Raw genomic sequence first — 11847 nt, 5'->3', positions numbered from 1 at the left:
GGATGCTACGCACTGGCAGGCCAACGAAGGTGGGCGGTCGCCCCGTCGACAAGGCGTCGCGCTGTACGGCGGATACGACCAGGCCAGACACTCCTTCCTCAGTGCGCGCCACTGGCTGTCTCCAGCAGCAGGCTCACGCTGAACGTACTGCCCTGGCCAGGAGTGCTCGTAAGCTCAAGGTGCCCGCCCATCATCGTCACCAGTCGCTGCACGATGGACAAGCCCAGCCCGGCACCTCCAAAGCGCCGCGTGGGAGTGCCGTCAAGCTGCGTGAAGGCGTTGAAGATGTGTGACTGCACCTCGGGTGCGATACCGATGCCGCTGTCCTTGACCTCCAGGCGCAGCGTGGTACGCAGGTCTCCGTGTGCGCTCGCTGTAGCGGCCAGGGTGACGCTGCCCGCCGGCGTGAACTTCACGGCGTTGGACAGCAGGTGAACCAGCACCTGTTTGAGCCGCAAGGCATCCCCAATGACCTGACCGGGCAGGTCCGAGGCAAGGTCAAGCCGCAGGGCCAGGCCCTTGGCAGCGGCCTGGGGCTGGGTCTCGTCGCATGCTGCCTGGAGCAGCACCCCAAGCTCGAACGGCGCCTGCTGCAGTTGCACCTCGCCGTCTTCGATTTGGGCGAAGTCCAGCACGTCCTCGATCAGCGCCAGCAGTTGTCTGCCAGCTTGCTGGATGTGCCCGACGTGTTCACCAGCCTTGCCGGGCAGCGGCGTCTGTGCCAGCACGTCACTGAAGCCGATCACGGCGTTGAGCGGCGTGCGCAACTCGTGGCTCATGGTGGAGAGAAAGCGCGACTTGGCCTGGTGTGAACGGCGCTTAGGAAGCGCGCAATTCCGGTGGTGAGGTCGCGCTTTTTGAGCAGCAAGGCTCCTGTAGCGCTTGCATGAGAGAGCCCGCCCGGCAGGCCGCCCTGCAGGGCGGCCTGCCGGGCGAAGTTGCGTCGTTCAGGCAGGGGGTATCGGCGCCAAGAACGCTGTAAGCAGCGCGGCGAGCACCATGCGAGGGGGCTACAACGGCAGTACTCGCCGAAGGCATTAAGGCGGACACGGCAGCGGCCAACTTCGTGGCAGAGGCATGCCGCGCCGTGTCCCACACCACGGTCGTCACGACAGTGAGTGCAGCACCAGTGTTGCACCGAGCACGTCAGGGCGTCCAGCACTTCGGCTGCCAATGCCGAGGTGCCGTGCCGCAGTGGAGCGATCTCCCCGCTTGTTCCTGTGCAGCCGCTGCCGCGCGCAGGTGCTGCTGTGCAGCCACTGCGATCGCGGCCAGCACTATTGCGGGCGCGAGTGCTCCAGTGCAGCACGGCGTGAACGCCGCCGTGAGGCTGCCCAGCGCTACCAGCAAAGCCGCCGCGGCCGTCTGTTGCATGCCGCGCGCTCACAGCGCTGGCGTGCGCGCCAGGCCGCACGTGGCGACGCCGCGGCCAAGGTGGCCAGCCCCAACATCGTGACGCATCAGGGTTGCCCCACACTGGCAGCGGCGGCTCCACTGGCCGCATGTGCCAGCACCACCGTCATCGCAGTTCCCAAGGCATCGACGCCTGCGCCCGGCATACCGCTGCCGTGGCAGTGCCGACACTGCCGGCAACCACTGCTGCCTCATGTGCGCCAGGACTTCCTGCGCAGGAGGCACGGTCGTGACCATCTCCCCTGATCTGGGCGCCGAGATCCTGCGGCTGCACCACGCCGAGCTCTGGCCGGTGGGCACCATTGCGTACCAACTGGGCGTGCACCACAGTACCGTGCGGCGCGTGCTCGCCGCCGAAGGCCTCACGCCACACGCGTACACGCCTGTGCCGCGCCCGAGCCGAGTCGACCCGTACCGCGCCTTCATTGCCGAGACGCTGACCAAGTACCCGACGCTCACGGCCAGCCGGCTGTACGTGATGGTGTGCGAGCGCGGCTACGCGGGCTGCCAGCGTCACTTCCGGGAACTGGTGGCCGGGATGCGGCCACGGCCCGCGGCACAGGCTTACCTGCGGCTGCGCACGCTGCCTGGCGAGCAGGCTCAGGTGGACTGGGCTCACATGGGCCATATCGAGGTCGGCCGGGCGCGGCGGCCGCTCATGGCCTTCGTGATGGTGCTGAGCTACTCGCGCCGGATCTTCCTGCGATTCTGCATGGACGCACGCATGGACAGCTTCCTGCGCGGTCACGTCGAAGCCTTTACGGCACATGGCGGTTGCGCTCGCATCTTGTTGTACGACAACCTCAAGAGTGCTGTGCTGGAGCGCGTGGGCGATGCCATCCGGTTCAACCCCACGCTGCTGCGCCTGGCGTCGCACTACCGCTTCGAGCCCCGGCCCGTGGCCGTGGCGCGCGGGAACGAGAAGGGCCGCGTGGAGAGAGCCATCAACTACATCCGTACCAACTTCTTCGCCGCCCGCAGCTTCACCGACTTGGCCGACCTTAACGACCAGGCCCGGCGCTGGTGCGATGGTGCCGCGTGCGAGCGGCCCTGGCCCGAGGATCAGCGCATGACGGTCGGCGCCGCGTTCGAGGCTGAGCGTGCTCATCTGCTGCCACTGCCTTCGTACGACTGGGTACTGGGCGAGCGCGTGGCCGTCGCGGTGGGCAAGACGCCTTACGTGCGCTTCGACCTCAACGACTACTCGGTGCCTCACACCCACGTGCAGCGCACCCTGGCAGTGCTGGCCGACGAGCAACGCGTGCGCATCTTCGACGGGCCCGCCGAGCTGGCCTGCCACGCGCGTTGCTGGGACCGTGGCCAGCAGATCGAGGACCCGGCGCATGTGCAAGACCTGGTCGCGCACAAGCGCCAAGCGCGACAGAACCGCGGCTACGACCAGCTGGCCCAAGCCGCACCGGCCAGCGCGCAGCTGCTGCAAATGGCCGCCGCGCGCGGTCACAACCTCGGAGCCATCACTTCCGCGCTGCTGCGGCTGCTGCAGCGCTACGGTGCGCAGCCGCTGCAGGACGCCATCCTCGACGCCATCGGCCGCGGCGTGCCGCATCCCAACGCCGTGAGCTTGGCACTGGAGCGTGCCCGGGAGGCTGCCGGACTGCCGCCGCCCATCCCGCTGATCCTGCCTGAGCACGTCGCCCGCCGCGACGCGCCGGTGCGTCCTCACCCGCTGGAGATCTATGACCGCCATGGCTGCCGTCCCGAACACCCTGCCCAAGACCAAGCCGAGGACTGACGCCACCTTCACGCTGGCGGAACTGCGCGAGCAGGCCAAGGCGTTGCGTCTGCACGGGCTACTGGCGCACTGGAGCGAGATCACCGCCGACCCCGAGTCACAGCGCCGCGTGCACCAGTGGCTGCAGTGGGAGTTGGCCGAGCGGGCTGACCGCAGCCTGGAACGTCGGTTGCGCGACGCGCACCTGGGGCAGTTCAAGCCACTGGCCGACTTCGACTGGAACTGGCCACGCGAGGTCGACCGCGCCGCCATCGAGGAGCTCATGGGGCTGCAGTTCCTGCAGGACGCCACCAACGTCGTGCTGGTCGGTCCCAACGGCGTGGGCAAGTCCATGTGCGCGGCCAACCTCGGCTACCAAGCCGTGCTGGCCGGTCACACCGTGCTCTTCACCACCGCCGGCCAGATGCTCAGCGAACTCGCGGCACTGGACAGCGACTCGGCACTGCGCCGGCGGCTGCAGCGCTACGCCACACCTGACGTCCTCTTGATTGACGAGGTCGGCTACCTCTCCTACTCCGATCGCCACGCCGACCTGCTGTTCGAGCTCGTGAGCCGGCGCTACCTGAGCAAAAGCACGGTGGTCACTACGAATAAGAAGTTCGCCGAATGGAACCAGGTCTTCCCGAGCGCCGCCTGCGTCGTCTCGCTGGTGGACCGCCTGATGCACCGGGCAGAGGTGGTGCGCATCGACGGCGAGTCGTACCGGCAGAAGGAAGCCGAGGAGCGGGCCGCGCAGCGTGCGGCTGCCCGCACCGCCGCCACGCGCGCGCGCTCAACCGCAAAGGCCCGTGCATGAGTACCACTGCCGGATCCGAGACGGCGTGGTGCATCGAACTGCCCACCCACTGGACGCCGGAGCAGGCACTGGCGGTCTTCGAGGCCGTGGACTTGTTGCGCGACCACCTCTGGGCTGCCTACGGGCCCGAGATCCAGCGCGCGCTGCGCGACGACCGTGTGACGCAGCAGTGCTCGCTGCCCTTGGACCCGGATGAGCCGTTCTGACGGCTGCTGCGCCTCTTCATGGCCTTGAAGCTCCGGCACCCCTCCCGGGGTCTCTGGGAAGCGAACTGGATCTTCGCCGGGGCACGCCCGGTCCGCCCGGCGCACGCCTGCTGCAAAACTGCCGTGCATGGACACGGACGATCACGCGCACTTGCACGCCCACCGCACTCGGCTGGAGCACGAGCTGCTGGCCATCGAGCGGGCAATTGAGAGTCACATGCTCGCCGCTGGCGACGCTGAGCGGCTGCAGCTGACCGCCCGCCAAGAAAGCCACCTCGCTGAACTTGGCGCGGTCAACGCCCGGCTCAGCGCGCTGCGCAGCTCTGCCGCTCCGACATAGCCCCCGCCTTCACCAGCACAGCCGCCGCCTCAGCCGCACGTCGTCCAAGGCCGCGGCAGCCCATCGCCGCCACCGATCCGCCGCGTACAGCTGATGCCCAGCCGGCGCGCAGATGGCCGCCGCAAAAGCGCGTCGACACCGCCGAAAAGCGCGACCTCACCACCGAATACACGCGCTTCCTGACCGCCGCCAACACCTGGCTGGCGCTCTCAGCCTCGGCGCGTGCGGCGTCAAGCTGTCGCAGCGCGGTGCGGCGCTGGACCTTCAGGCGGTGAGCGTGCAACGCCATGGCGGCAATCAGCAGATCCACCAGCACCGTGCCAACACTGACGAACCAGGCCATGCGCCGCCAACTGGCCAGGACCAGTGAATCACTGGCCGAGACGCTCGCCATCAGCGGAAAGCCGGTGACGGCGTACACGGCCGACATTTGCGGCGTCCCGTGCGCGGACTCCTGCATGCGCACGACTGCAGCGCTGCGTCCCTCGGCCCACGCCTTGGCCGCCGCCTGGACGGACGGCTCGCCGCCGTAAGGCAAGCCCAGGGCTTCGGGACGCGGGGGATGCCGTGCCAACAGCGAGGCGTCACGGCTGAGCAGCAGGATGGCCGAGTCGCCATGGCCGAGGCTGACCGACCGGTAGAAGCGTTTGAAGTGGCGGGTCTCGATGCCGGCCAGTGCCAGTCCGATCACGCGGCCAGAGGCCGTACGGATCTTGCGTACCAGGCAGAAAGCTTCGCTACCCGCGGTGCAACCTCGCGGCGGAATCAGAAGGTCGACGTCCCGGGCCGAATCAGCGATGAAGGCCCGAACTCGCATTTGGCTCGGCTCATCCAGCGTCGGCATCGGCAGACTGGCACTGAGGATACGCCCCTCCACGTCGGCAACTGCGACGAACCCAATGGCAGGGTGCCGGGCAGCCCGGTCACGCAGCAGATCCTGAAAGGGCGTGGAAATCGACAGCCGCCGCAGCGCTTCCTCGCTGTCGGGCCCGTGCACCTTGACCTGCTCCATCACGTTCTTCAGCACGGCATCGGCGGATTGCAGCGTCTGCGTCGCATGTCCGGCCACGGCGGCCGAGAAACTGCCCAGGAACTGTTCCCAGGTGGCCAGGGCGTCGTCGCGGCTGCGCCAGAGCAGGGCCAGCGCGGTGGCGCTCAGCAGCACCATCAGGAGCGCGCCAACGAGCAAGGTGCTGGCGTCGCGCCAGGATGGAGCAGACAGGGCCGGTCGTGGTCCGGCAGCAAGACGGTCGTTGTGCATAGATTGTGCGAGCAACACCGGTCCCCACCGCCTCATTGGGCGGTGTGCCGACCGGGGTAGATGAACGATCGGCTGTCAGCCGGTAGCGCGTGCCGTCAGCAGCCGCCTTGTGGCCATGCCGTCCGGTGGAGCGACCGCCAGGAGCCGCTCGGCATCGCAGGGCAGCGGGGTGGCAACTGCAGCGAGAAAGCTCGCTCGACCATCAGGAGGAACAGCAGCGACGGCACGAGCAAGCAACCCGGCACTCAGCACCGCCGGGGCGCCTGCGTGCCAGGACGCCGGCCGCTGCCTCAGGCAGCACAGGCCCATGACCAGAGATGCTGCCAAGTAGAGGAACATCTCGTACGGCAACGACCACGCCACGACGGTGACCGGCGTGATGAGCAGGAGAGCGGGGAGCCGCAGCACATTGGTGAGCAGGTACGCCGACAGGCCCCTGTCGAACAGCTTGCCCGGCGCCGGCATGGCCGCGGCCACCACCAGGTAGACAGTGAAAGCCGCCGGGAAGGCCAGGTGGATACAACGCACGCGGCGCGCCAAGCAGGCCCACCAGGGCTGCGCCCGGCGCATGAGCGTGACGTAGACGAGCATCCCAGTGACTAGGGAGAACAGGTCCACGCCCGCAGGGTGCATGGAATGCACGGCGCGCACTACATCCCCCCACCACGCCGACTCCATCCAACCACGGCTGTGCCAGCGTGGCGAAGTGAACGACGAACACCAGTGACACAGCCAGTCCGCACAGGCTCTCCAACGGTGGCATCGCCTGCTCGCCACCGCGAGAAAGCTTCAGGCATTCGACGAGCCCCCTGTCCCAGCCGCACGGGCCGAGATCTCGGCCACTTCCTACGGGTGTCTTCTGTCGCGCTTCTAGCCATTTCCCTTCTTGTCTCCCTCGTGCCGGCCGCTCTGGTATCGCCGGCCAGACCCCCGGCTGCTCAGTACGCAGCGCAGTGATCTGCACCGACAGAAGTGTTGGCCTGGCTCCCCTTTGGTGAGCGCTCAGGCAACAGCATGCAGTGTGAGCATCGAGTGCGACAGGTGGTGTCGCAGCCGCATTGGTCATCATCGAAAAACTGCCTGCCCCACAGGAAAAACCGGTCACGACGGCAACGGCCCCGGTGCGGACGACCCCATTCCTTCAAGCCATGAATGGCACGTGCGTCCTTGCACCAAGGCCTTCGCTGATCAAGCGTGCCGTGCCGCCTTTTGCATGCTGGTCCATGCAGCGGCCGAGGGCTCCACCGGCACTTGATCCGGCCGCACCGCCTTGCGCACGGCGCAGCCCAGCTGGGCCGTGTCGCGCAACCGTGGCTCGAGCAGCGGCTCGCCCTGCGCGTTGACAAGCACGGCCACCAGCGGCTGGTCGGCACGCGCTCCACGCGAGAACACCACGGCCAGCTCGCGGCTGACGAGCTCGACGAAACTGCCTGGCGGATACAGGCCGGTGGTCCTAAGCAGCGCGGCACCGACAAGGTCCGGGCGTCCGTCGGCTCCCAGGCACACCTTGCGTGCCGCCTCCATCGGCGTCAGCGCCGCCCGTGCGGTCCGGCGGCTGAGCACGGCGGCGTAGATGTCGACCCGGCGCAGCAGCAGCGCCAGCCGCTGCCCCGGCGTCAGCTGCTCCAGCGGTCGGTTTTCGACGCTGGCGTCATGGTGCAGCCGCACGGTCTCCAGCCACACCAGGTCGTCCACACCGCCTTGAACCAGCAACTCGGCGCCGCACGCGGGATGGCTTGCGGTATGCGCGCAATTAACCACGCCTTGAGGTCCGCGGCGGCTGTTGAGAAGGTACGTGCCCACGTAGGCAGATGGGCACGTAATGTCAGACAGTCATCTTTCCGAGTTGGCGCAGCGGCTGGTCGTAGGCCGCAAGCGCGACGGGCGCAGCATCTACGACGAGAAGGCCAAGCACGAGCTGATCATGGCGTGCCGCGAGCCGGGCGCATCGCTGGCCAAGGTCGCCCGCGCATGCGGCGTCAATGCCAACCAGCTCGCCAGCTGGGTACGGCAGTACGAGCGCTCAGTGGCACAGAACACCCCACTCAGCGGCGAGGTCGTGGAGGCCCAGGCATCGGACTTTGTGCCGGTGCGCATCGAGCCCACCGAACCGGCCGCGGCTGAGCCCGTGGTGAACCTGCAGGCCCGGCTGCCCAACGGCGTCGTGCTGGACCTGCGCGGCTGCGACCTGGGCCAGGCGTGCAGCGTGATCGAGGCGCTGGGGAGGGTGCGGTGTTCCGCTTCGACGAAGGGCTGAAGGTCTACCTGCACCGCCCGGCGGTGGACTTCCGCATGGGCATCAACGGCCTGGCGCTGCTGGTGGAGAAGTCGCTGGGGCTCAACCCGTTCGCCGAGTGCGTGTACGTGTTCCGCAACCAGCGGCGCACCCGAGTAAAAATCCTGGGTTGGGACCGCAACGGGTTCTGGCTCCTTCTCAAGCGGCTTGAGGCCGACAAGTTCGTCTGGCCCGACGAGGCGGCGGTGCCGACGCTGACGGTGGAGCAACTGCACTGGCTGCTGGAGGGCATCAACGTGGCCGCCGTGAGGCGGCATCCGCAGCGGGTGTACGAGCACGTCGGCTGACGCAAGGTGACCAACACGGCCGTGGCGCTCAAGCGTCACCGGCCGCGGCGAAGTTCTCGCACAATGGGGCGTCCCACCGGCCCAGCCCGACGCCACGAGAACAACGCCGCCGATGCAGCAGATGCCCAGCGCCGAAGAGTTCCAGGCCCTGCAGAAGGCGCTGGCCGAGGCTGCCCGCCGCAACGAGGCGTTGGCTGGCGAACTGCGCGTCGTGCGCACCGAGCGTGACCTGCTGCAGGAGCAGCTCAACAGGTTCAAGCGGCAGCTCTTCGCCGCCAAGAGCGAGGTCCGAGGCACCGAGCAGAAGGACCTGTTCTTCAACGAGGCCGAGGAGCTCGGCGCCGGCGCCGCCCCAGCCGCTGAAGAGGGCTGTGCGCAGGACGGGGACAGCGTCGACGTGCCGGCGCACAAGCGTGCCAAGCGCGGCCGCAAGCCGCTGGACCCGGCCCTGCCGCGGGAAGTCGTGCGCCACGAACTGCCCGAGTCCGAGCGGGTGTGCCCGCATGACGGCGCCGCGCTGCAGGAGATCGGCGTGGAGGCCAGCGAGCAGCTCGACATCATCCCGCAGCAGGTGCGCGTCATCCGCCACGAGCGGGTGAAGTACGCGTGCCCTTGCTGTGACGGTGGGCTGCGCCTGGCGCCCAAGCCCGCGCAAGTCATCCCCAAGGGGCTGTTCACCGAGGGGCTGCTGTCCTGGGTCATCACCTCCAAGTACCTCGACGGCCTGCCGCTGTACCGCCAGGCGGCGCTGCTGGGGCGCTTCGGCGGCACGGACATGTCCCGCAACACGATGGCCGCCGGCGTCGTGCGGGTGGGACAGGCGGTGCAGCCCCTGATCAACCTCATGCGCGACCGGCTGCTGGAGGCGCCGCTGATCTACGGCGACGAGACCGAGATCCAGGTACTCAAGGAGCCCGGGCGCAAGGCACAGACCAAGAGCTACATGTGGGTGCAGATGACCGAGGGCTCGGGGGCCGACGGCACCGGACCGCCGATCCGGCTCTTCGCCTACTCACCATCACGCAGTGCGCAGACAGCGCTGGACCTCTACGCCGGCGTGCATGCGGGCAGCGTGCTGATGAGCGATGGCTACGACCCCTACGACAATGTCGCTGCGGCCAACAAGCTGGTGCACTTGGCATGCTGGGCGCACTGTCGCAGGCGCTTCCATGAGGCCGTACAGGCGCTGGCCAAGGACAAGCGTGGCCCCGACCAGGTGGCTGTGCAGTCCATGGACCTCATCGGCCGGCTGTACCACGTCGAGTCGGTGGCCAGGAAGGACGAGCTCAGTACCAGCGCACTGAAGCAGCGGCGTCAGCAGCAGAGCGTGCCGATCCTCGACGAGATCGAGCGGCTGCTGCTGGCCAAGCTCCACACAGTGATGCCGAAGTCGCTGCTGGGCAAGGCGCTGCACTATGCCCATGGACAGTGGGCCAAGCTCAAGCGCTATGTTGATGATGGCAACTATGTCATCGACAACAATGTGTGCGAGAACGCAATTCGTCCGTTCGTGGTCGGCAGACGGGCATGGTTGTTCAGTGACACAGTGGCCGGTGCCAACGCCAGCGCGAACCTGTACTCGCTGCTGCAGACCTGCATCGCCAACGGCATCGACGGCTACTGGTACCTGCGCCGGCTGCTGACCGAGTTGCCCAAGGCCAAAACCGTGGACGACTACGAGGCGCTGCTGCCCTGGAACCTCGGGGCGGTGGCGAGCTGACCGCCGCTGCCACTTGGCAGTAAGCACATCTCGCAGTCATCCGCCAGTACGGGGAACATTGTGCGTTTACGGCTTGCGAGCTGCTCGCGCAAATCCTTGTCGATTTCCGCGGCCGGATGCAGAGCCAGGCAGTCCTGCAGCCGGCGCATGGCCACGTTCATGGTCAGCGCCGCCTTCTCCACCACCTCAATGTGCGCGGCATCCCAACCCAGTGTGCGCGCTACGGCGCCGGCCACGAGCATGCAGCGGAGTGCCTGGCGGCTGCTGTAGTCAGCAGCGTGCCGCGCTCCCTGATAGAACAGGTGGAACAGCCCTTCGTCCAGGCGCTGCAGTGCAAGGCTGTGCGCATGGGCGTGCACCTCCAGCACCCGCTTCAGCCATGGGCTGCCCGGTTCGGCTTGAGCCAGCGCGGCGTCGAGCCTGTGCACAAGCGCGTTCCACTCCGTACGCGGCTCCGCGTCTTCGGAAAATGCCTTCGGCGCCTTTGGAACGACCCGGGCGATGCGCGTCAGCGGCTCGTTGCGTCGCACCAATTCATCGGCAGCTTGCATCAGCCGACAACGCCAGGCCTGCACGCCTTGGGCCTCTGCAAAGACCGCACCGCGCAGCCGCAGTCGTTGCCTTACAGATGGATTGTCCAGCGGCTCGTTGGCTGCTACCAGCAGCTGCCCATTCGCATCGAAGAGGTCAAACGGAAACTTCTTCTGCGAATCGACATGCTCGGTAGACAGGGGGACCAGCTTCATAGATACGACGGATGGAACTATCTGCGTGCCTGCTCTGCGTGCAGGCCATGGGGCGTCCCACGGCGTTGGCCGGTGAGGACTCAACTGATGGCGCAGCATGGAGCCAGTCAATGCTTGTGGCCTTCGTGCAGACGCGAAGAAATGGCCTTGTCAAGGGCGTGATACCGACGGGGTAGCACCCGCCGACCACCTGTTCGTTCGCTTTGCGCGGCTCGCTGCTGATGCTTTTGTGTGCATTCTGGGCAGCCTGCGCGACAAGATGTGTCGCCATTGTGTACGTCACGCGGCGCCAAGCGGCCGGCCTGACATAGGTCCTCCAGTGCCCATGCCGTGTGCGTGCTACGCACATCTGCCGTCCGGCTCTGGCAGGCGATTCGGACCACAGATCAAGAATGGCTTGGCGCCAACGCCAGGTTTTCGAGCACGGTCCCTGGTGCAGGCGAAATCACGGCGCAGCGGATGTGCTGCGCGAGTGCTTGGGCGGGCGAATCGCTCGCAAGCAGCCACGGCGCGGAACGAGCCGCTGCGCTGGTGCCGTGGAATGCACCCGCAACCGACGAGAATTGGTCGAGCCTGGCCTCGAATTGACAGTTGCCGCCCGGAGTGGTGGGGCTTGCTGCGGTGACGACGATCGTTTCAGGCAGTCAGCTCCGAGGGTTGCTGCCGAGCTGCACGACGAAGCCGACCGCGGCAGCCAGGGCCAGTGCCGCGCCGCCAGTCGCGGCCAGCCATGGCATGAGATCGCCCGACAGTACCGCTGAAGCGATACCGGCACTTGCGTAGACCAGCAGAAGCAATACGGCGATGACCTTGACCATGGCGGCCCTTCCAGGTTGGTTGTTGGCGAGCCGATCCGATGCACTTGACAGTGCTCGCATTGGATGGACGAACAGCGCCCTGGCACGAAACCGCGGTGTTTCGGGCCTCCCCATCTGTCTCTTGCTGTCCGGCATGCCCAGGTGCGTATTTCAGACCAACGTGGACGGCATTTCAGGATGATCGTGGACGCTGTTTCAGCGTGATCGTGGA

The 11847-nt window shown here is 67.3% G+C and carries 13 protein-coding genes; 7 read left to right on the top strand and 6 right to left on the bottom strand.

The genetic code is table 11. The annotated features are described in order from the left end of the window. Positions 1 to 98 precede the first annotated feature (98 nt). Positions 99 to 779, bottom strand: a complete 681-nt coding sequence (locus SM757_RS01785) for a sensor histidine kinase (RefSeq protein ID WP_322463990.1) — start codon at positions 777 to 779, stop codon at positions 99 to 101. Positions 780 to 1642: 863 nt separating this feature from the next. On the opposite strand from SM757_RS01785, the gene istA reads away from it, so the two are divergent. From istA to SM757_RS01765, 4 genes are all read left to right on the top strand, one after another. Next, the gene (gene istA / locus SM757_RS01780; protein ID WP_322463989.1) at positions 1643 to 3166 is read left to right on the top strand and encodes an IS21 family transposase; all 1524 of its coding nucleotides are present in this window, start codon (positions 1643 to 1645) and stop codon (positions 3164 to 3166) included. Next, positions 3120 to 3962, top strand: a complete 843-nt coding sequence (gene istB, locus SM757_RS01775) for an IS21-like element helper ATPase IstB (protein WP_322463988.1) — start codon at positions 3120 to 3122, stop codon at positions 3960 to 3962. The genes istA and istB overlap by 47 nt, the downstream gene beginning before the upstream one ends. Next, positions 3959 to 4168 carry a hypothetical protein gene (locus SM757_RS01770; RefSeq protein WP_322463987.1) on the top strand — a complete coding sequence of 70 codons (210 nt, stop codon included), beginning with the start codon at positions 3959 to 3961 and terminating at the stop codon, positions 4166 to 4168. Before istB ends, SM757_RS01770 begins: the two co-directional genes overlap by 4 nt. Before the next feature lie 127 nt (positions 4169 to 4295). Continuing rightward, on the top strand, positions 4296 to 4508 hold the full coding sequence (locus tag SM757_RS01765) for a hypothetical protein (RefSeq protein ID WP_322463986.1): 213 nt from the start codon (positions 4296 to 4298) through the stop codon (positions 4506 to 4508). Here SM757_RS01765 and SM757_RS01760 read toward each other — a convergent pair. The 3 genes from SM757_RS01760 to SM757_RS01750 all read right to left on the bottom strand — a co-directional run bounded on the left by SM757_RS01760 (position 4474) and on the right by SM757_RS01750 (position 7482). Then, on the bottom strand, positions 4474 to 5676 hold the full coding sequence (locus SM757_RS01760) for a PDC sensor domain-containing protein (RefSeq protein WP_322463985.1): 1203 nt from the start codon (positions 5674 to 5676) through the stop codon (positions 4474 to 4476). The genes SM757_RS01765 and SM757_RS01760 overlap by 35 nt on opposite strands. A 168-nt stretch (positions 5677 to 5844) precedes the next feature. Further along, positions 5845 to 6387 carry a hypothetical protein gene (locus SM757_RS01755; RefSeq protein ID WP_322463984.1) on the bottom strand — a complete coding sequence of 181 codons (543 nt, stop codon included), beginning with the start codon at positions 6385 to 6387 and terminating at the stop codon, positions 5845 to 5847. Between the two features lie 570 nt (positions 6388 to 6957). Next, positions 6958 to 7482: an HD-GYP domain-containing protein gene (locus SM757_RS01750; RefSeq protein WP_322463983.1), complete on the bottom strand. Its 525-nt coding sequence runs from the start codon at positions 7480 to 7482 to the stop codon at positions 6958 to 6960. A gap of 109 nt (positions 7483 to 7591) precedes the next feature. On the opposite strand from SM757_RS01750, the gene tnpA reads away from it, so the two are divergent. The 3 genes from tnpA to tnpC all read left to right on the top strand — a co-directional run bounded on the left by tnpA (position 7592) and on the right by tnpC (position 10072). Further along, the gene (gene tnpA / locus SM757_RS01745) at positions 7592 to 8026 is read left to right on the top strand and encodes an IS66-like element accessory protein TnpA (RefSeq protein WP_322463982.1); all 435 of its coding nucleotides are present in this window, start codon (positions 7592 to 7594) and stop codon (positions 8024 to 8026) included. Next, complete coding sequence (tnpB, locus tag SM757_RS01740) at positions 8002 to 8352, top strand: IS66 family insertion sequence element accessory protein TnpB (protein WP_322463981.1); 351 nt, start codon at positions 8002 to 8004, stop codon at positions 8350 to 8352. The genes tnpA and tnpB overlap by 25 nt, the downstream gene beginning before the upstream one ends. 112 nt (positions 8353 to 8464) lie before the next feature. Next, the gene (gene tnpC, locus SM757_RS01735) at positions 8465 to 10072 is read left to right on the top strand and encodes an IS66 family transposase (RefSeq protein ID WP_322463980.1); all 1608 of its coding nucleotides are present in this window, start codon (positions 8465 to 8467) and stop codon (positions 10070 to 10072) included. On the opposite strand, the gene SM757_RS01730 is transcribed toward tnpC, so the two are convergent. Both SM757_RS01730 and SM757_RS01725 read right to left on the bottom strand, forming a co-directional pair. Further along, on the bottom strand, positions 10027 to 10818 hold the full coding sequence (locus SM757_RS01730) for an HD-GYP domain-containing protein (protein ID WP_322463979.1): 792 nt from the start codon (positions 10816 to 10818) through the stop codon (positions 10027 to 10029). The two genes, tnpC and SM757_RS01730, sit on opposite strands and share 46 nt — an antisense overlap. A gap of 644 nt (positions 10819 to 11462) precedes the next feature. Beyond that, on the bottom strand, positions 11463 to 11636 hold the full coding sequence (locus tag SM757_RS01725; RefSeq protein WP_322463978.1) for a hypothetical protein: 174 nt from the start codon (positions 11634 to 11636) through the stop codon (positions 11463 to 11465). Positions 11637 to 11847: the final 211 nt, after the last annotated feature.

This window comes from Azohydromonas lata (genome assembly GCF_034427735.1).
Lineage (GTDB): Bacteria > Pseudomonadota > Gammaproteobacteria > Burkholderiales > Burkholderiaceae_C > Azohydromonas > Azohydromonas lata.
This window is presented reverse-complemented; position numbering and strand designations above follow the sequence as displayed.